Source organism: Kitasatospora sp. HPM-01-4 (genome assembly GCF_051374625.1).
Taxonomy (GTDB): Bacteria; Actinomycetota; Actinomycetes; order Streptomycetales; family Streptomycetaceae; genus Kitasatospora.
Window position 1 is genome coordinate 2002569 of sequence record NZ_JBPQGP010000005.1, and the last position, 18656, is coordinate 2021224.

Sequence of the window (18656 nt, forward strand, 5' to 3'; positions counted from 1 at the left end):
CCACCCCCGCGCCAACGTTCTGGATGGGAGTGCCATGAAACGCCGTGCAGCCATGATCGGCCTGGGCCACCAGGCCGTCGAAGACCACCTCCCGGGCCTGGCCGGGTCCGGCAAGGCCGACCTGGTCGCGGTCTGCGACAGCGACCCCGACGTGCTGCGAGCCCAGCAGCAGGCCCACCGGGTGCCCGGATTCACCGACGTCCGCCAGATGCTGGACGAGGTGAAGCCGGACTTCGCAATCGTCGCGGTGCCGCACCACGTCGGCCGCCAGGTCGTCCAGGAGTGCGCCGCCCAAGGCGTCCACATGCTCAAGGAGAAGCCGTTCGCCACCTCCCCGGAGGAAGCCCGAGGGCTGGCGGAGATCTGCAAGCTCGGGCAGATCGAGCTCATGGTCACGCTCCAGCGCCGCTTCAACCCGATCCACACCAGCACGATCGGCCTCCTCGACCAGATCGGCACGCCGTTCCTGATCGACGGCCAGTACACCTTCCACACCGACGACCCCGGCGCCGGATGGCGGGGCGACGTCCGGCAGGCCGGCGGCGGCTGCATCATCGACATGGGCTACCACCTGATCGACCTGCTGCTGTGGTACTTCGGGCTGCCCGACCGGATCATCGCCGAGTTCTCCGCCGCCGCGCTGCCCGACGCCGACTACGACGCGGAGGACACCGCCGTCGTCCAACTCGGCTACGGCAGCGACCTCTACGGATCCCTGCTGCTGTCACGGTGGATGGCGCCGAAGACCGAACGCCTCCACGTGGTCGGCACCCGCGGCTCCGTCCTGCTGACCAAGGGTGCCGTCCAGCGCCTGAACCTGGACGGCACCGTGGCCGAGGAGCTGAGCCGCCCGCACGCGCCGGCCAGCGCCGCGACCGCCCAGATCGACATGGGCGGCCTCTGGGAGATCCCCTCCGGGACCGTCGAGGACAGCGAGAGCATCCTCGAAGCCGTGTACCGCGAGACCGCCGAGGAGACCGGCCTCACCATCAGCGAGATCACCGGCTACATCGGGCACTTCGACTACCAGAACAGCCGCGGCGGCACCACGCGGCAGTTCAACTTCTCCGCGACCGTGGAGAAGACCGAACCCGTGATCCTCACCGAACACGACGCCCACCAGTGGGCCCTCCCCACTGAGCTCCCCGAGGTCAGCGACGCGGTCCGCAACCTGATCGCCTCCTGATCCGGGGCCGCGCTCACCGGCGGCTCTACAGCGTGGCCCGTCTCTCGAACAATCGAGAGACGGGCCACAGCCATTTCGAATCCGGTGGGGCGGAGTCCGGAGCCCCTGTCGGGGCTCCTGCACGGTTGAAAGCCCGACACGCCCGGCGGAAGGGCAGTCCCGCCGCCGTCCGCCCGGACGCGGCGAAGCAGGCGCGGCACACCGCCGGATCGGCCGAAGGCCGATGCCTCGCTAGGCCACCCACGGCATGGACTTGCCTTAGAGGCTGCGCAGATAGGCGGCTGGTCATGGGCGGCGTCGGGGGCGGGTGTCCCAGCGGTGGGTGGTCCAGGCTCGGCGGATCAGACTGCGGACGGTGATGACGGTGTCAGCGAGGTCGAAGAAGGCTTCGATGACGCTGGTGCGGCGCTCGTAGCAGCGGGCGAGGCGGTGGAAGGCGTTCTGCCAGGCGTGGGTGCGCTCGACATGCCATCGCCGGGTGGCCTGGACCGGCGCCTTGGTCCCCTTGCGCGCGATCTGACCGCACAGCTTCCGCTCGTCGAGCACGGCACGGGACTTGTCCGAGTCGTAGCCGGCGTCGAGGTGGACGGTGATCTCGTCGGGCAACGGCCCAAGTCCCTCCAGGAGATCGAGAGTTGGCGCCAGGAGCGGCGAGTCGTGGCGGTTGGCGCCGGCCAGGACGCGGCCGAGCGGGATGCCGTAGCCATCGGTCATCCCGGACCGTTTCATGCCCTGCTTGCCCCGGTCGACGGGTGAGCGTCCGGCCGCTTCGCCGCCGCCGGGGGCCTTGGTGATGGCGCCGTCCACGGCAATCTGGTCGAGGACGAGGCCGACGACGCGGTCATAGGCCTGGAGGGCGATCTGCTTCAGGCGGGCGAACAGGCCCAGGCCGATCCACTCGTCGCGGCGGCCTCGGATCGTGGCGGCCGAGCAGGTCGAGTCCGCTATCGCCTCGTAGGAGCAACCGAACCGCAGGACTTGGAGCAGCTTGTCGAAGACGATCCGGTCGCTGATCCGGCGTCGGTGGCAGCCCAGCGGGTGGGCTGGATCGAACTGTGGCCGCTGCGGCAGCAGGGCGGCGAATTGGTCCCAGAGCGGTTCGGTCAGCCAGAATGGCAGCACAGGCACAGGTCTCCCCAATGATCACAGAGCGTCGCAACTCCATGATCAAGGAACCTGTGCCTGTCTCGTCCGCCGACTGGTCCCACCAACCGCCTATCTGCGCAGCCTCTTACTTGAAGTACACATCCTCAGACGGCTGAACTGCATGAACAGTTGACAGCACTAGATAAGCCGGGGACACGCCCTAAGATCCTTGGATGACGGACACCACTGACAGAGCCGCGGAGCTCGCCGACCTGGCGGCCCGGTTCCCCGCCCTGCACGCGCCGCAGCGCTGGGCCTGGGGCGGCATCGACGCCCGGTTTTCGCCTGAGCTTCCACCGGACGCGCTGATCACCAACATCCACCTGGTGGGGTTCTCGGACGGCGGGGTGGTGCTCTGCCGGGACGCGCGCGGTCACTGGTTCCTGCCGGGCGGCACCCGGGAGGAGGCGGAGAGCATCGAGTCGTGCCTGGTACGGGAGTTGCGCGAGGAGGCCGGGGCGCGGCTGGCGGGGGCGCCGGTGTGGATCGGCGCGCACCGGTGTGTGACGGACAGTCCGGTGCCGTACCGGCCGTGGCAGCCGCACCCTGAGAAGGCCTGGCTCTGGGGCTGGGCCGAGGTGGTGGTGGACTCCGCCCCGACCAACCCGGAGGACGGCGAGCAGGTCGTCGAGGTCCGCACGGTCGCCCCCGAGGAGGCCCGCCGCCTGCTCACCCAGGGCCGCGACGCCTGGTGGGGCGAGCTGGTCGAGCTCGCCGTCGAGTCCCACGAGCGGACCGACTGACCTGCGCCGGACGGCAGTCGGCCGGTCGGATGCCGCACTTCCGGCCGGCCGCTCCGACCGGCCGGGCCAGTCGGAGCGACCGGTCTACCCGGCCGTCACAGCCGCCACCAGGCGGCCAGCCCGAGCAGGCAGATCAGCAGGCACACCCCGAGGTTCACCACCTTGTGGGTGAGGAAGACGGCGGCGAACTCGCGGATCGTCGCGCTGGGCCAGTAGTACGCCGCGGTGTGCGAGCCCACGACCTGGCCGTTGACACCGGTGCTGCGGGCCAGCAGGGCGGCGCGGAAGGCGTGGAAGTTGTTGGTCACGATGACGCACCGGTAGCCGGGCTTGGCCTGCTCCATGATCGCCCTGCTGTACGTCAGGTTCTCCTCGGTGGTGCGGGAGCGGTCCTCGCGGACTATCCGGTCGGCGGGGAAGCCCCGGTCCGTCAGATAGTCGGCCATCGCGTGCGCCTCGGGCAGGTGCTCGTCGCGGCCCTGGCCGCCGGAGGTGATCAGTACCGGTGCGTGCCCGCGCGCGACCTGCCGCTCGTACACCGCGCGGCCCCGCTCCAGCCGGCTGGCCAGCAGCGGCGAGACCCGGGACCCACCGATCAGCCCGGAGCCCAGCACCACCACGAAGTCCGCCTTCCCGGCTGCCGTCAGCCGGCCGTACCGGCCGTAGAGGAAGGCGTAGCCGACGAAGCAGACGAAGAGGAACGAGACGTAGGCCGTCACCAGCAGCAGGGTGCCGGTCAGCACCTCCAACGCCCTGGAGTGGATGAGCGCGGCCTGCGCCATCAGCGCGACGAGACCGAGGATGCCCAGACCCACCAGCAGTGACAGCAGGTTGGTGAGGCTCCGGCCCTCCTTCCGCAGCATCGTCCGGCCGTTGAGGATCAGCAGGACGGCCAGCACCAGGGTGCCCAGCGAGGGGGCCAGCAGGACCACGGCGGCCAGCAGCACGACCACCACCGGCGAGAGGTGGTCGCGCGCCGGGAACAGAATGACGGGGAGTGAGATGACGAACAGGCCGAGGTGGACGGCGTTGCCGAACCTGCGGCGATCACGCAGTACACCGATGAGGAAGAGCAGCAGGAACAGGCCGGGGACCGCGAGTACGAGCATGCCACCACGGTAGGTGCGGGTCTCCGGCCCGCCCATGAGACCGCAGGAGGATTCCGGATCCCCCCACTGGCAGTCGTCCGGTCCCCGAGCCGCACGAGCGGCCGACCGGGATCCGACCGGAGCTCCCGACCGGCGCGGCTGGTCGTACGGGGATCCGGGTCGCCGGCCGGCCGGCGCCCCGGACACTCACGGAGCGCTGCGGCGCGTCACCGGACCGCCCGCTCGCGGGCAGCGCGCAGGTGCGAGGCGGCGATGACCGCCACCGCCATGGCGGCCAGCGCGGCGCTGACCCACACGGCATCCCGGTAGTCACCCGTCGTCCCGGTCACGGCACCGGCGAGCAGCGGCCCCGGAAACGCACCGGCGTTCAGCGCGACGGTGGCGAACGCCCCGTTCAGGGACGGGGCTTCGGACGCGACGTGCATGACACGGTTGACGAGCGTCGATCCGATTCCGAACGACAGCCCGCCCTGGATGACCGTCACGATGAAGAGCGGCACGGTCCGCGTGCTGGTCATGGCGAGTACCGCCCACCCGACGGGCAGAGCCCCCATGGCCAGGACCACGCCCCGCCGAAGCCGGCCGTGGGCCGTCCGACCGGCTGCGTTCACTCCGATGAAGGCGCCCGCTCCGAACGCGGCGAGCAGACCGGGGACCGCGCCGGCGGGCAGGTGGGTGACGTCCGTGGCGATGACGGCCAGGTACGCGAAGGCCGCGAAGGTAGCCCCGTTGACCACGGCCGCGAGCGCCATGGCCAGCCTGACCGGACGGGACGTCAGCGTACGCAGTTCCCGCCTGACCGAGACCTCGTACCGGCGGGCGGCGTCGACGGGTGCCGCCCGGAACACGAGCGCCAGTGCGGGCAGGCAGAGGGCGGCGACGGCCCAGAAGGCCGAACGCCAGCCGGACCAGTTCCCGAGCAGGGCGCCCGCGGGTACGCCGGCGGCACACGACAGCGTGGCTCCCGACAGCAGGACGGCGGTGGCCCTGGCCTGCCTTGCCGGCGCCACGAGGGCGGCCGCCGTACTCATCGCGACCGCCAGGAAGCCGGCGTTGACGATCGCGGCGACGACACGGGTCCCGAACAGCACGGCGAAGTCCGTCGTCACCGCACCGATGACGTGCACGACGACGAACCCGGCCAGGAAACCGGCCAGCGCGCGACGGCGTGGCCAGCGCGCACCCAACACGGCCATCACGGGCGCACCGACGATCATCCCGATCGCGTACGCGGAGGTCAGGCTTGCGGACGCGCCCACCGATACGGACAGGTCACGGGCGATACCCGGTACGAGACCGGACAACATGAACTCGGAGGTGCCTTGCGCGAAGACGGCAAGGCCGAGGACGTAGACGAACAGGGGCACGGAGTCGACTCCAGCGTTGACGTGTGCGGGCAGGAACATCCGCGCGCTGGACGTCGAACCGCGTCACCTGTTGCTGGGACGGAAGCCGGAACCGGACCGGACGCACGGAGCACGTGTCCGGCCACCCGCGGCGAAGTCGACCGAGGAACCAACAGGTCGTTGGTCAGAGGACAACCCGCCGCCGGGTGACCGGCGGCTCCGTTCTGTCCGACTCGGGGCTCGTCATGTGAGGCACAGTACTCACGCGCCCGGTGGCCATCAACCGGCTTGGAGGATCAGGTCCCTCGGACCGCTGCTGATCACGGAGGCGCCGCGGGACAGCGTCCGCCCGGACCGGGCGTCAGGAGGCCGGACGACGGCCGTGCCACCCGTCAGTGTGCGCTCGCCGCGCCCGCCGTGACCGACGGGGCGAAGGCCGGCAGCTGCTCCAGGCTCTCCGCGACCGCCGCGAAGCCGTACTCGAGCATCTCGCGCTCGTACCGCTCGACGGCCGGCAGCAGCTCCGCCTCGCCCCGCTCGACCGCGGTGAGCGCGCGGCAGAGCAGTGCCGCGTCCCGGAACGCGGTGTTGGCTCCCATGCCGCCGCTCGGCGGCATGACGTGGATGGCGTCGCCGAGCAGGGTGACCCGGCGGGTGCCCCAGTGCGGCACCGGCTTCGCGTAGCGGACCGTCAGCATGGAGCTGTTCACCACGTCCGACTGCCGTACCAGCTCCACCAGGTCGGGGTGCCAGCCGGCGATGCCGGCCAGCAGCAGGTCGCGGATCGCCGGCCAGTCGGCGGGCAGCGGCCTGATGTACTCGGGCAGGAACGCTGCCCAGCGCAGGTAGCTTCCGGTTTCCGGGAGTTCGACATCGGGGGCCAGTTCGGCGGCGGCGAGGTGCGGCGGGCGGCGGAACTCCATCTTGCCGAGCAGCATCCGCACCTCGGGGCCGTGGACGATGGTGCCGAAGCCCGGGACCAGGCCGGCGAACCGGTCGGTCAGCGGCGTGCGGCCGAGCAGGCCGTTGCCGTCCAGGGTGACCACCTCGGCGTCGGGCAGGAGCTGCCGGCGCACGGGGGAGTTACCGCCGTCCGCGCCCACCAGCAGGTCTCCGGTGGCACTGCTCCCGTCGGCGAACTCGGCCCGGACGGTGCCGTCGGTCAGCTCGGTGTAGCGGACCAGCCGCTTGCCGAACTCGATCCGGTCGGTGAGCCCGGCCAGCAGCAGATGCCGCAGGACGTGCCGGTCGGTGGCCGTTCCCCCCTGCATCGCGCCGAGTTGGCGGATCTCGCGCAGCTGCTCGTCGACCACCCGCCGCTCACCCGAGAGCTCTCCGGTGCTGGCCTCCAGCACCGGGTGCAAGCGCTGCGGCAGGCATTCCCGCAGCGCGGCCAGCCCCGGGCCGCCGATGCCGATCCGGAAACCCTGGTACCGGGCCCGCACGCTCGCCTCGCGCTCGTAGATCCGCACGTCGATCCCCGCCTGCCGAAGCCCCTGCGCCAGGCACAGACCGCCGATTCCGGCACCGATCACCAGAACACGCATGTCGCCCCCCAAACTTGAACACCGTTCACTTGATCACTGTTCAATTTAGTTGGTCAGTGTTCAAGTGGCAAGATGCTCCGGTAGCAGGAAGGGCTACGAAAGGGAGACCCGATGCCGCTCCGGCAGGCCGATGTGCTGCAGGGCGCGATGGAACTGCTCGACGAGGACGGCCTCGACGAGCTGACCACCCGTCGCCTGGCCCAGCGGCTCGGCGTCCGCGCCGGCGCCCTGTACTGGCACTACCCGAGCAAGGCGGCACTGCTGGACGCGCTGGCCGACCAGATCATCGGCGAGATGCTCACACAGCCGCCCGCCGGCGACCCGGGCGCCGCCCCCGCCGCCGAGCAGGACTGGTCCGACCGGCTCCGGGAGCTGGCCACCCGGGCCCGCGCGGCCATGCTCGCCCACCGCGACGGCGCCCGGCTCGTGGTCTCCTTCACCGCCCCGCCACCCAACGCAGTCGCCTACTTCGGCTCCCTGGTCGACGCCCTGCGCTCGGCCGGTGCCGACGACCCGGCCGCCCACCTCGGCGCGGACGTGGTCACCAGCTTCGTCAACGGCTACACCCTCGAGGAACAGGCCCGCCAGGCCGCCCTGATCCCCCTCGACCAGCGCGACGCGACCTTCCGCCTGGAGCTGGACATCGTGATCGCCGGCATCCGCGCGCGGCTGCTGCGCGACTGAGCGGAGCTCGCCGCCGGCCGGCCGCCATCCGGGTCGGCGCGGCCACGGACCCCGCCCGTTCCGGCGCGTGGTCGAGAGTCCGGGTGAACGTGCCAGGCGCCCGGATCGGGGCCAGGTGGTGTGGTTCGGGTTCCGGGTCGGGTCGGCCGCGTATCGAGCAGGCGCCGGTCCAGGTGGCCAGGAGGGTCTGGAGTTCGCGGAGGACCGCGCAGAGGGTCAGGCCGGCGCAAGGACATCCGGGTCGAGCCTGAGCATGGTGCAGAAGGCCTGGGCGAGGGCAACGAGGGTGACGTGGCGGTGCCAGCCGAGGTAGTTGCGGCAAGCTACCCCCGCTTGATTGTCCGGGGGCACCTGACAAAGCCCTACCAGTCGGCTGCGGCCTCATCCGCGATGGGGAGTACGAGCGCTGACGGGTGGTGGAGCGAGATCCGAACCGGTGCGAGGCGGACGGCCGTTGCCGCGGGTTCGCCGGTTCCGGTGTTGCGTGCGAAGCGCGGGTGGGCTCCGCCGCTGATCTGCAGGCGGATCCGGTGGCCGGCGGGGAAGCGGTAGGCGGTGGAGCCCATTCCCACTGTGACGGTGGCCGGGGTATCGGCAGGCTGGAGCCGCTGCAGTCCGTCGCAGACGTTGGTCGAGCGGTCATGAGGGTCGACGTCGCAGAGCCGGGCGAACACGTCGGCATGGCCGGTGTCCGTACTGATCCGCAGTACCGCACCGACCGGCCCGAGGATGTCGACCGGTGCGGGCAGCGGTTCCGTGGTGAAGGTCAGCACGTCGTCCCGCGCCTCCAGAGGCCGGTTGTCCCGCTGTGCGGCCTTGCCGCCGGCCAGGGCACCGCCGAGGGAGGGGGTCGGATCGGCCGGGTCGTAGCGGAAGGACGGCGGCTCCGTCATGTCCTCGGGTGCCCGGGGTATCAGGGTGCCGCCGGTGTCGACGTACCAGTGCCGGTCCCGACGGGTCGGCGGCCAGTCGGGGAGATCCTGCCAGGCCTGCCGGCCTCCGAAGTGGACACGGACTCCTGTCGGCCGCAGGCCGGAGGGGTCACCGCACAGGTGGGCCCGCAGCCAGGCGAGGCTCTCGGTGAAGACCTCGGGCCAGCCTTGCTGGAGTGCCGACTGGTGCGACCAGGGCCCGACGAGCAGGGACGTTTCACAACCGGCACGCCGCAGGCGCCCGTACTGGGCGAGGGTCTGGTCGAGGTTCACGTCGTGCCAGCCGCCGATCAGACTGGTCGGCACGGTCAGACCATCGGCTGCGGACCCGACGTCCGCCCCGTGCCAGTGGACATCGTCGGGATCGGGGTGTGCCATCGCCTCTTCCAGGAACGGCACCGGCCCGCCCAGCGCGGGCCGGTACGCCTCCGCGAGGGGAAGGCCTCCCGTGGCCTTCCGCCGGTGGCGCTGCAGCCGCAGGGTCGCCCGCAGAAAGCTCGGTACGCCCCGGTGCTGACTGGTGAGGCCGACCCCGACGACGAGCGCGTCCTCGAGGGAGAACGCGCCACCCCGGTAGAAGAAGCCGTGCGGGTCGTGCATGGCGATCTGGACCACCATCGCGCGCAGCTCCGGTGGCGGGTCCAGGGCGAGGGCCCACTGGACGTAGCCGAGGTAGCTGGGGCCGATGGTGCCCAGCGCACCGGAGAACCAGGGCTGCCCGCGCAGCCAGGCGACGGTGGCCTGACCGTCGGCGGCCTCGTTGCGCCAGAGGTGGAACTCGCCGCCGGAGCCACCGGTGCCGCGGCAGCTCTGGAGGACGACGTGGAAGCCCTGCTCGGCCAGTAGCACGCCGTACATCGGCGCCCAGGGGAATCCCCGGCCGTAGGGCGAGCGGATCAGGAGCGTGGGGAAGTCCCCGTCGTCCAGGGGGAAGTAGTGGTCGGTCAGCAGCGGACTGCCGTCGGCTGCTGGCACGACGAGGCCGGGCTCGTAGGCGATGTCGTGCAGTTTGGGAGGAAGTCCCCGCATGGACCGGCTCATGATCCTGGTGCTCAGGGGCGGCTTCTTCGCGGGTGGGCGGCGCGTCGGCATCGCAGCGGTGCCTCGATTCGTGGGCGTGGGCGAGTCCCTCATTTCCCGTACAATGTACGAGAATAGCTCATGCTTGGATGGCTGATCAGAAGGAGGGAGGTGCCACCGTGGCCCGCGCGGAATCATCGGGTGGCCATGCCGGCGTGGATCCGGAGCTGCTCTGGTCGGCGGCCGAACGCCCGCGCCGGGGCAGGCCGCCCGCTCACAGCCGCGCCGCGATCACCGCGTCCGCGGTCGCCATCGCCGACACCGAAGGGCTTGCCGCCGTCACGATGCGCGCGGTCGCGGCCCTGCTCGGAGCCGGAACGATGTCCCTGTACAGCTACGTCCCCAACAAGGAGACGCTGCTGGAGCTGATGATCGACGAGGTGAGCGGCGACCACCGCCTGCCGGCCGAGCCCTCTGGTGACTGGCGCCGCGACCTTCGACAGATCGCCCATGGGCAACGCGCCATCATGCGGCGTCACCCCTGGCTGCCCGCCGCACTACCAACCCGGCAGACCCTCGGCCCGAACACCCTCGCCGTCCTGGACTACGCGCTCGCCGCACTCGCCCCCACCGGCCTGGACGCCCAGGCGCGGCTGGAGACCTTCAGTCTTCTCACCGGATTCGTGGCCAGTCACATGTCGTACGAACTCGCCCAGGAACGCGCCGTCGAAGCCGCGGGCCGGACTCCCGGCGAGCTCCTCGACGCCCAGGCCCGCTACCTTCGCTCCACCGTCGCCAGTGGCGACTATCCCCATCTCGCCCAGGCCCTGGCCGAACCGGGCGGCAGCCAGAGCCCCCAGGCGGTGTTCGATCGCCTTCTTGACCGCGTGATCAACGGGATCGCGCCGGGGGCGTGACATCGGCCGAGCGGGTTGATCACCGCGCCGGCCCTTCTCCGACCGAATCCGGTCCAAATCCCCTGCCGCACAGGACCTTTGGGGAGAACGCAGGGTCCCCCCGACCCGAGGGCCGGGGGGACAGCGGCACGGCGGCGGTACTGCCGCCGGTCAGGTCAGCGCCGGCCGGAGTCGCCGCCGGCCAGGCCGGCCCGGCGGAGGGCGTCGGCCATCGCACTGTTGGCGAGCGGGGCCGGTCCCCCGCCGCGGCGGTCACCGCCACGACGGTCGCCGTCGCCGCGCCGCTCCTGGCGCGGCGGGCGCGGGCCGCGGTCGCGCTCGCGGCGCCCCTCCCCGCCGCCGGTGCCCTGGCGCACCTCGTCGTCCAGCCGGAGGGTGAGGCCGATCCGCTTGCGCGGGACGTCCACCGAGGTGACCCGCACCCGGACGATGTCGCCGGGCTTGACCACCTCGCGCGGGTCCTTGACGAAGTTCCGCGACAGCGCCGAGACGTGGACCAGGCCGTCCTGGTGCACGCCCACGTCCACGAAGGCGCCGAACTGGGCGACGTTGGTGACCACGCCCTCCAGCACCATGCCGACCTCCAGGTCGCCGATCTTGTCGACGCCCTCCTTGAAGACGGCGGTGCGGAAGGCCGGGCGCGGGTCGCGGCCCGGCTTGTCCAGCTCGGCGAGGATGTCGGTGACGGTCGGCACGCCGAAGGTCTCGTCGGCGAAGTCGCCCGGGCGCAACGCCCGCAGCCTCTCGCTGTTGCCGATCAGTTCGCGCAGTTCGCCGCCGGTGCCGGCCAGGATGCGGCGGACCACGGGGTACGCCTCGGGGTGCACGCTGGAGGCGTCCAGCGGGTCGTCGCCGCCGGGGATGCGGAGGAAGCCCGCGCACTGCTCGAAGGCCTTGGGGCCGAGCCGGGCCACGTCCTTGAGCGCCTTGCGGGTGCGGAACGGGCCGTTGGCGTCGCGGTGGGCGACGATGTTGTCGGCGAGGGTGGCGGTGACGCCCGAGACCCGGGTGAGCAGCGGGGCGGAGGCGGTGTTGACGTCCACGCCGACGGCGTTGACGCAGTCCTCGACCACGGCGTCCAGCGAACGGGAGAGCTTCACCTCGCTGAGGTCGTGCTGGTACTGGCCGACGCCGATCGACTTGGGGTCGATCTTGACCAGTTCGGCCAGCGGGTCCTGGAGCCTGCGGGCGATGGAGACCGCGCCCCGGATGGAGACGTCCAGCTCGGGCAGTTCCTGGGAGGCGTACGCGGAGGCGGAGTACACCGAGGCGCCGGCCTCGGAGACCATCGCCTTGGTGAGCTTCAGCTCCGGGTGGCGCTTGATCAGGTCGTCGGCGAGCTTGTCGGTCTCCCGGGAGGCGGTGCCGTTGCCGATCGCGACCAGGTCCACCGAGTGCCTCTTCGCCAGCTCGGCGAGGGTGGCCAGGGCCGCGTCCCACTTGTTGGCGGGCTGGTGCGGGTAGATGGTGCTGTGCGCCACGACCTTTCCGGTGGCGTCCACCACGGCGACCTTGACGCCGGTGCGGAAACCGGGGTCCAGGCCCATGGTGGCGCGGGTGCCGGCGGGGGCGGCGAGCAGCAGGTCGCGCAGGTTGGCGGCGAAGACCCGGACCGCCTCGTCCTCGGCCTCCTGGCGCAGCCGGGTGCGCAGGTCGATGCCGAGCCGGACCAGGATGCGGGTGCGCCAGGCCCACCGCACGGTGTCGGTGAGCCACTTGTCGGCGGGGCGGCCCCGGTCCGCGATGCCGAAGCGGGCGGCGATCCGCTGCTCGTAGTCGCTCTCGCCGGGCAGGTCGGTGCTCTCCGAGCCGTCCAGGGGCGAGAGTTCGAGGTCGAGGATCTCCTCCTTCTCACCGCGCAGCATGGCCAGGATGCGGTGCGAGGGGAGCTTGGTGTAGGGCTCGGCGAAGTCGAAGTAGTCGGCGAACTTGGCGCCTTCGTTCTCCTTGCCCTCGCGGACGCCGGCGACCAGCCGGCCACGGGTCCACATCCGCTCGCGCAGGGACCCGACCAGGTCGGCGTCCTCGCCGAAGCGCTCGACCAGGATGGCGCGGGCGCCGTCCAGCGCGGCGGCCCGGTCGGCGACCGAGTCGTTGAGGTAGCCGGCGGCCAGCTCCTGGGGGTCCTGGCCGGGGTCGGCGAGCAGGGTGTCGGCGAGCGGTTCGAGGCCGGCCTCACGGGCGATCTGCGCCTTGGTGCGCCGCTTGGGCTTGTACGGGAGGTAGATGTCCTCGAGGCGCGCCTTGGAGTCGGCGGCGAGGATCTGCGCGCGCAGGGTGTCGTCCAGCTTGCCCTGGGCCTCGATGGAGTCCAGGACGGCGGTGCGCCGCTCCTCCAACTCGCGCAGGTAGCGCAGCCGCTCCTCCAGGGTGCGCAGCTGGGCGTCGTCGAGCGAACCGGTGGCTTCCTTGCGGTAGCGGGCGACGAAGGGGACGGTGGCACCGCCGTCGAGCAGTTCGACGGCCGCCTTCACCTGCCCTTCGCGGACGCCCAGTTCTTCGGCGATCTTGCGTTCGACTGGCATGGTCACGAAGTCGGCCACCTTCTCCTGGTTCAGAGTTGAGCGTTCCGCACCGGGCTCCTCACACGGTGCGGGCGTCCTGCGGTTCGCCCTGCATTCTGGCAGGTACCCCGCCCGAAGGGGGTGCGGGCGTGTCCTCGGAGCGGCGTGGCGCGTTGTGCTGACGGTCGGTGACACGCAACCGGGCGGTGATCACCCGAACCGACCGTTCTGATATGAGATAGATCACACGGCACCTTCTCGTGGAGGCGATGGTGGCTCAGGCCCCGACACCGGTCACTCAGTGGGGCATGCCCCAGGCGGGCCCGTTCCGCTGGACCAGACCGGCCACCTGGCCGCGGGAGGCGCTCGCCCTGGCGGGCTACTGGCTCGCCAGCCGGATGGTCATGATCGGGATGCTCAAGTCGGGCAAGGCCGAACAGGCCGTCGAGGTCCACCGGACCTACCACGGCTGGTTCCAGATCCTTGAGACCGGCACCTTCCCGGTCGGCGACGTCACCTGGCAGTACCCGCCCGGCGCCGCCCTGGCGATGCTCGCCCCCGGGCTGCTCCCCTTCCTGACCTACCTCCAGGCCTTCGCCCTGCTGATGCTCGCCACCGACGCGATCACCCAGGCCGCCCTGGTCCGGGTCTCGCTGCGCCGCAACGGCGGTGTGCACCGCGGCCGTTCGACCGCCGGGGCGTGGATGTGGGCGATGGCGCTGCCGCTGATGCTCGGCCTGCCCTACGGCCGCTACGACCTTCCGGTGACCGCGCTGGCGATGGCCGCGCTGCTGCTGCTGCCCAGCCGCCCGAGGATGGGCGGGGTGCTCGCCGGGATCGCCGCCATGGTGAAGGTCTGGCCCGCCCTGGTGGTGTTCGGCGCACCGCGCGGCCGCGGTACCCGGCAGGCCTGGTCGGCGATGTGCGCCTCGGCCGCCGCGCTGCTGCTGGTGATGGCCGTCCTCTTCCACGGGGCCTTCGACTTCCTCACCGCCCAGAAGGGGCGCGGCGTGGAGATCGAGTCACTGGGCGGAAGCGCGCTCCAGGTGGCCAGGGTGCTCGGCTGGCCCGGTGACGTCGACCAGCACTACGGCTCGCTGGAGTTCCTCGGCCCCTACGTCCACTCCGTCGCCCGGCTCTCGCTGCTGCTCACCGCGCTCGCCTTCGGCTGGCTGCTGCTCTGGCGCTTCCGGGCGCAGCAGTGGAGCGCCGCCACCCCGTACGACGCGGCGCTCACGGCGGTGCTGCTGTTCACCGTGACCAGCCGGGTGATCAGCCCGCAGTACCTGATCTGGCTGATCGGGCTCTCGGCGGTCTGCCTCACCGTACGCGGCTCCAGCCAGCGGCCGGTCACCCTGCTGCTCCTGCTCGCGACGGCGGTCACCACCGTCGACTATCCGCTCTTCTTCGACGCGCTGATCAGCGGCGGCTGGAAGGGCACCCTGGTGATCGTGGTGCGCAACGGGCTGCTGCTGGCCGCCTCGCTCTGGTCCGCCGCCCGTCTCTGGCGCGCCACCGTCTCCCCGGCCGCCGCCCGCCAGCTGGTACCCCAGCTGCGCCGGCGCGGCCCGATCCGGGTCGCCTGACCAGGACCCCGGGGCAGCGGGGGCCGCGCGGACACCTCCGTGCGACCCCCTCCGCCACCCGAGCCCGGCCCCCCCGGTACTCACCGGGGAGTTCCGGGCTCTCTTCTTCGGCTTCGACCCGGGACGGCCCCGCCCCGTTCGTACACCACCGCATCTCCGTCCGCGCTCTGCACCAGGTGTATACACCGCGTGTATACACCTGGTGTATGGTCATGCCATGGCAATCGGACAGGCATTTCTCGGGCTCCTGGAAGCCGGGCCCAGACACGGCTACGACCTCAAACGGGCATACGACCAGCGCTTCGGCCAGGGCCGCCCGCTCGCGTACGGGCAGGTGTACGCGACGCTCTCGCGGCTGCTGAAGAACGGGCTGGTCGAGGTCGAAGGCGTCGAGCCGGGCGAGGGCCCCGAGCGCAAGCGGTACGCCATCACCGACGCCGGGGTGACCGACATGGCCGAGTGGCTCGGCCGCCCCGAGAGGCCGGAGCCGTACCTGCAGAGCACCCTCTACACCAAGGTCGTGCTCGCCCTGCTCACCGGCCGCCCGGCCGCGGAGGTCCTGGACGTCCAGCGCGCCGAGCACCTGCGCCTGATGCGCGAACTCACCCGCCGCAAGGTCGGCGGCGACCTCGCCGACCAACTGGTCTGCGACCACGCCCTGTTCCACCTGGAGGCCGACCTGCGCTGGCTGGAGCTCACCGCCGCGCGGCTCGACCAGCTCGCCGCGGAGGTCCGCCGATGAACGGCACGCCGATGAACGCAACGTCCGACCTGTCCACGCCCCCGCCGCTGCTCTCCGCCGTCGACCTGCACAAGTCCTTCGGGCCCACCAAGGCCCTGGCCGGCGCCGAGATGCACGTCTGGGCCGGCGAGGTGGTCGCCGTGATGGGCCCGTCCGGGTCCGGCAAGTCCACCATGCTGCACTGCCTGGCCGGGATCGTCCCGCCGGACTCCGGCGAGGTCTCCTACGACGGGCGGCTGCTGACCGGGATGAGCGACACCGAGCGCAGTGCGCTGCGCCGCAGCGAGTTCGGCTTCGTCTTCCAGTTCGGCCAGCTGGTACCGGAGTTGAGCTGCCTGGAGAACGTCGCCCTGCCGCTGCGGCTGGCCGGGGTACGGCGTGCCGAGGCCGAGCGCCGGGCCGCCGAGTGGATGGCCCGGCTGGAGGTCGACTCCCTCGGCCGCAAGCGTCCCGGCGAGGTCTCCGGCGGGCAGGGCCAGCGGGTGGCGGTCGCGCGCTCGCTGGTCACCGGCCCCAGGGTGATCTTCGCCGACGAGCCGACCGGCGCCCTGGACTCGCTCAACGGCGAGCGGGTGATGCAGCTGTTCACCGCCGCCGCCAAGGAGTCCGGTGCGGCCGTGGTGCTGGTGACGCACGAGGCCCGGGTCGCCGCCTACTCGGACCGCGAGGTGGTCGTCCGGGACGGCCGGGCACTCAACGTGGAGCGGATCGGATGAACTCGACCGCTCCCGACCCGACCCGCGGCCCCGGTCCGGCCGGAGGTACCGGCGCCACCGCCGGCCGCGAGCGGGCTTCCGCCCGCACCCCGATACCGGCCCGCAGCCCGCTCCGGGCCTGGGCCGCCGACCTGCTGTTCGGCGCCCGGCTGGCGCTGAGCGGCGGCCGCCAGGGCTGGCTGCGCACCGCGATGACCGCCTTCGGCGTCGGTCTCGGCGTCGCTCTGCTGCTGGCCGCGACCGCGATCCCCAGCGCCCTCCAGGAGCGCCACAACCGCGACTACGCCCGGCTCGACGCCGGCCGGGTCGCGGCGGACAAGCCCGCCGCGGACACCATGGCGGTCGACACCGTCTACGGCAAGTTCCGCGGCGAGGACATCTCCGGCCGGCTGCTCCAGCCCGACGGCCCCAAGGCTCCGCTGCCGCCGGGCCTCACCGCCATGCCGAAGCCCGGCGAGATGGTCGTCTCGCCCGCGCTGCGCAAGCTGCTGGAGGGCAACGAGCTGCTGCGCGAACGCTACCCGCAGCGGATCATCGGCACCATCGGCGACGCGGGACTGGCCGGCCCGTCCGAGAACTACTTCTACGCGGGCACCGACCGGCTCGACCCCGTGGCCGGGGTGGGCTACCGGATCAGCTCCTTCGGGGACCGGCCCCCGACCGAAGCGATGAGTCCGATGCTGGTCCTGCTGGTGATCATCGGCTTCGTGGTGATGCTGCTGCCGGTCGCCGTGTTCGTGGCCGCGGCCGTCCGCTTCGGCGGTGAGAGCCGCGACCGCCGGCTGGCGGCCCTGCGGCTGGTCGGCTCCGACACCCGGATGACCCGCCGGATCGCCGCCGGGGAGGCCGCCTTCGGGGCGCTGATCGGCGTACTGGCCGGTGCGGTGATGTTCCTGTTCGGCCGCCAACTGGTGCGCTACGTCTCGCTGTTCGACCTCAGCCTGTTCCCGTCGGACCTCCGGCCGAGCCCGCTGCTGGGCGCGCTCACCGTGCTGGCCGTCCCGGCGGCCGCCATCGCGGTCACCCTGCTCGCCATGCGCGGCGTGGTGGTGGAGCCGCTCGGCGTGTTCCGGCAGGCCCAGGCGCCGCGCCGGCGCCTCTGGTGGCGGCTGGTGCTTCCGGTGGCCGGCGTCGCCCTGCTGACCCCGCTGTTCGGCGGCGCGGGCGCCCGACAGGGCTTCAACGAGTACCAGGTGGCCGGTGGCGCGGTGCTGATCCTGGTCGGCGTCGCCGCGCTGCTGCCGTGGCTGATCGAGTCCGTGGTGGCCCGGCTGAGCGGCGGACCGGTGGCCTGGCAGCTGGCGATCCGCCGGCTCCAGCTGGACAGCGGCACCTCGGCCAGGGTGGTCAGCGGTATCGCCGTCGCGGCGGCCGGGGCGATCGCCCTGCAGATGCTGTTCAGCGGCGTCGACGGCGACTTCGAGCGGAGCACCGGCCGCGATCTGAGCAAGGCCCAGGCCCTCGTGATGGTCCCGGCCGGCCAGGGCCGGATCCTCGCCTCCGAGCTCGACCAGCGGCTGCGTGCCACCCCGGGAGTCACCGGCTCGAACTCCCTGCTGGACCTCACCATCGCCACCGGTGGCGGGGCCGGCCAGCCGCCCGCGCTGATGCCGCTCGCCGTCGGCTCGTGCGAGGTGCTGCAGAACCTCGGCGAGGTCGGTGACTGCCGCGACGGCGATGCCTTCTCGCTGGAACGCGGCGACGGGCAGTCCACCGAGGCGTCCGAGTTCAAGCCGGGCCAGCAGGTCGAGGCGGGCTACGACTTCGACTTCAAGATGCGTGCGGCCCGTCCGAACTGGACCCTGCCGGCCTCGTTCCGCACGGTCGCTCCGCACGAGGTGAACCCGGTACTCGGACAGGGCAGCAGGTTCCTGCTCACGCCCGCCGCCGCCAAGGACCTGCCGCAGCTCCGGGCCAGGATCACCGGCTACGTCAAGGTGGACGAGAGCAACCCGGACGCCTACGAGCACCTGCGCAACTCCGTCGCCGCCGTGGACCCGGCCGGCACCGTGTTCCTGTTCCAGTCGGTCGACGTGAACCGCCGTTTCGCCGCGGTCAAGCGCGCGCTGTTCGCCGGGGTCACGGTCACCCTGCTGCTGATCGGCGCGAGCATGCTGGTCGGTACGGTCGAGCAACTGCGCGAGCGGCGCAGGCTGCTGGCGGTGCTGATCGCCTTCGGCACCCGGCGCGGCACGCTCTGCGCCTCGGTGTTCTGGCAGACGGCCGTGCCCGTGGCACTCGGCATCGCGCTGTCGATCCTCACCGGGATCGGCCTGGGCGCGGCCCTGCTGTCCATGGTCGACCACCCGGTGCACCCCGACTGGGGCACGGTTCTCGGTCTCGGCGCGATCGGCGCCGCGGTGGTGCTGCTGGTCACGGCGGCCAGCCTGCCGTCCCTGTGGCGGATGATGCGCGCCGAGGGCCTGCGTACGGAGTGACGCGTCCGGCCGGCGAGCGCGGTGCCCCTGACCGTCCTGG

General features: G+C 72.0%; 14 protein-coding genes. 8 read left to right on the forward strand and 6 right to left on the reverse strand.

From position 1 onward, the window contains the following. The first annotated feature begins 34 nt into the window (after positions 1 to 34). Positions 35 to 1186: a Gfo/Idh/MocA family protein gene (locus tag ACSMTC_RS08705; protein ID WP_436559080.1), complete on the forward strand. Its 1152-nt coding sequence runs from the start codon at positions 35 to 37 to the stop codon at positions 1184 to 1186. Positions 1187 to 1471: 285 nt separating this feature from the next. On the opposite strand, the gene ACSMTC_RS08710 is transcribed toward ACSMTC_RS08705, so the two are convergent. Continuing rightward, positions 1472 to 2314: an IS5 family transposase gene (locus tag ACSMTC_RS08710; protein WP_436557603.1), complete on the reverse strand. Its 843-nt coding sequence runs from the start codon at positions 2312 to 2314 to the stop codon at positions 1472 to 1474. A gap of 191 nt (positions 2315 to 2505) precedes the next feature. Here ACSMTC_RS08710 and ACSMTC_RS08715 point away from each other — a divergent pair, with 191 nt between their 5' ends. Further along, positions 2506 to 3075, forward strand: a complete 570-nt coding sequence (locus ACSMTC_RS08715) for an NUDIX hydrolase (protein ID WP_436559081.1) — start codon at positions 2506 to 2508, stop codon at positions 3073 to 3075. A 95-nt stretch (positions 3076 to 3170) separates the two neighbouring features. Here the strand turns inward: ACSMTC_RS08715 and ACSMTC_RS08720 are convergent, their stop codons facing one another. The 3 genes from ACSMTC_RS08720 to ACSMTC_RS08730 all read right to left on the reverse strand — a co-directional run bounded on the left by ACSMTC_RS08720 (position 3171) and on the right by ACSMTC_RS08730 (position 7077). Then, the gene (locus ACSMTC_RS08720) at positions 3171 to 4184 is read right to left on the reverse strand and encodes a YdcF family protein (RefSeq protein ID WP_436559082.1); all 1014 of its coding nucleotides are present in this window, start codon (positions 4182 to 4184) and stop codon (positions 3171 to 3173) included. A gap of 206 nt (positions 4185 to 4390) precedes the next feature. Continuing rightward, entirely contained in the window at positions 4391 to 5551 is a 1161-nt protein-coding gene (locus ACSMTC_RS08725; protein WP_436559083.1) for a Cmx/CmrA family chloramphenicol efflux MFS transporter, read from the reverse strand. A gap of 371 nt (positions 5552 to 5922) precedes the next feature. Further along, complete coding sequence (locus tag ACSMTC_RS08730; RefSeq protein WP_436559084.1) at positions 5923 to 7077, reverse strand: FAD-dependent oxidoreductase; 1155 nt, start codon at positions 7075 to 7077, stop codon at positions 5923 to 5925. Between the two features lie 111 nt (positions 7078 to 7188). Here ACSMTC_RS08730 and ACSMTC_RS08735 point away from each other — a divergent pair, with 111 nt between their 5' ends. Next, on the forward strand, positions 7189 to 7761 hold the full coding sequence (locus ACSMTC_RS08735) for a TetR/AcrR family transcriptional regulator C-terminal domain-containing protein (RefSeq protein ID WP_436559085.1): 573 nt from the start codon (positions 7189 to 7191) through the stop codon (positions 7759 to 7761). Between the two features lie 362 nt (positions 7762 to 8123). Here the strand turns inward: ACSMTC_RS08735 and ACSMTC_RS08740 are convergent, their stop codons facing one another. Then, positions 8124 to 9722 carry a CocE/NonD family hydrolase gene (locus tag ACSMTC_RS08740; RefSeq protein ID WP_436559086.1) on the reverse strand — a complete coding sequence of 533 codons (1599 nt, stop codon included), beginning with the start codon at positions 9720 to 9722 and terminating at the stop codon, positions 8124 to 8126. 206 nt (positions 9723 to 9928) lie between these two features. Between ACSMTC_RS08740 and ACSMTC_RS08745 the strand changes: the two genes are divergently transcribed. Beyond that, positions 9929 to 10630: a TetR/AcrR family transcriptional regulator gene (locus ACSMTC_RS08745; protein WP_436564628.1), complete on the forward strand. Its 702-nt coding sequence runs from the start codon at positions 9929 to 9931 to the stop codon at positions 10628 to 10630. A gap of 155 nt (positions 10631 to 10785) precedes the next feature. Here ACSMTC_RS08745 and ACSMTC_RS08750 read toward each other — a convergent pair whose 3' ends face one another. After that, positions 10786 to 13155, reverse strand: a complete 2370-nt coding sequence (locus ACSMTC_RS08750) for a Tex family protein (RefSeq protein ID WP_436564629.1) — start codon at positions 13153 to 13155, stop codon at positions 10786 to 10788. 287 nt (positions 13156 to 13442) lie between these two features. Between ACSMTC_RS08750 and ACSMTC_RS08755 the strand changes: the two genes are divergently transcribed. The 4 genes from ACSMTC_RS08755 to ACSMTC_RS08770 all read left to right on the forward strand — a co-directional run bounded on the left by ACSMTC_RS08755 (position 13443) and on the right by ACSMTC_RS08770 (position 18616). Further along, the gene (locus ACSMTC_RS08755) at positions 13443 to 14720 is read left to right on the forward strand and encodes a glycosyltransferase family 87 protein (protein ID WP_436559087.1); all 1278 of its coding nucleotides are present in this window, start codon (positions 13443 to 13445) and stop codon (positions 14718 to 14720) included. 217 nt (positions 14721 to 14937) lie between these two features. Beyond that, on the forward strand, positions 14938 to 15462 hold the full coding sequence (locus tag ACSMTC_RS08760; protein WP_436559088.1) for a PadR family transcriptional regulator: 525 nt from the start codon (positions 14938 to 14940) through the stop codon (positions 15460 to 15462). Positions 15463 to 15473: 11 nt separating this feature from the next. Next, the gene (locus ACSMTC_RS08765; RefSeq protein ID WP_436559089.1) at positions 15474 to 16178 is read left to right on the forward strand and encodes an ABC transporter ATP-binding protein; all 705 of its coding nucleotides are present in this window, start codon (positions 15474 to 15476) and stop codon (positions 16176 to 16178) included. After that, the gene (locus tag ACSMTC_RS08770; protein WP_436559090.1) at positions 16175 to 18616 is read left to right on the forward strand and encodes an FtsX-like permease family protein; all 2442 of its coding nucleotides are present in this window, start codon (positions 16175 to 16177) and stop codon (positions 18614 to 18616) included. Before ACSMTC_RS08765 ends, ACSMTC_RS08770 begins: the two co-directional genes overlap by 4 nt. The last annotated feature ends 40 nt before the right edge of the window (positions 18617 to 18656 follow it).

Bases quoted from the DNA above. Each gene is read 5' to 3' on its own strand.
- ACSMTC_RS08705 (WP_436559080.1), top strand. From the start codon at position 35: ATGAAACGCCGTGCAGCCATGATCGGCCTGGGCCACCAGGCCGTCGAA.
- ACSMTC_RS08715 (WP_436559081.1), top strand. From the start codon at position 2,506: ATGACGGACACCACTGACAGAGCCGCGGAGCTCGCCGACCTGGCGGCC.
- ACSMTC_RS08720 (WP_436559082.1), bottom strand. From the start codon at position 4,184: ATGCTCGTACTCGCGGTCCCCGGCCTGTTCCTGCTGCTCTTCCTCATC.
- ACSMTC_RS08730 (WP_436559084.1), bottom strand. From the start codon at position 7,077: ATGCGTGTTCTGGTGATCGGTGCCGGAATCGGCGGTCTGTGCCTGGCG.
- ACSMTC_RS08735 (WP_436559085.1), top strand. From the start codon at position 7,189: ATGCCGCTCCGGCAGGCCGATGTGCTGCAGGGCGCGATGGAACTGCTC.
- ACSMTC_RS08740 (WP_436559086.1), bottom strand. From the start codon at position 9,722: ATGCGGGGACTTCCTCCCAAACTGCACGACATCGCCTACGAGCCCGGC.
- ACSMTC_RS08750 (WP_436564629.1), bottom strand. From the start codon at position 13,155: ATGCCAGTCGAACGCAAGATCGCCGAAGAACTGGGCGTCCGCGAAGGG.
- ACSMTC_RS08755 (WP_436559087.1), top strand. From the start codon at position 13,443: ATGCCCCAGGCGGGCCCGTTCCGCTGGACCAGACCGGCCACCTGGCCG.
- ACSMTC_RS08760 (WP_436559088.1), top strand. From the start codon at position 14,938: ATGGCAATCGGACAGGCATTTCTCGGGCTCCTGGAAGCCGGGCCCAGA.
- ACSMTC_RS08765 (WP_436559089.1), top strand. From the start codon at position 15,474: ATGAACGCAACGTCCGACCTGTCCACGCCCCCGCCGCTGCTCTCCGCC.
- ACSMTC_RS08770 (WP_436559090.1), top strand. From the start codon at position 16,175: ATGAACTCGACCGCTCCCGACCCGACCCGCGGCCCCGGTCCGGCCGGA.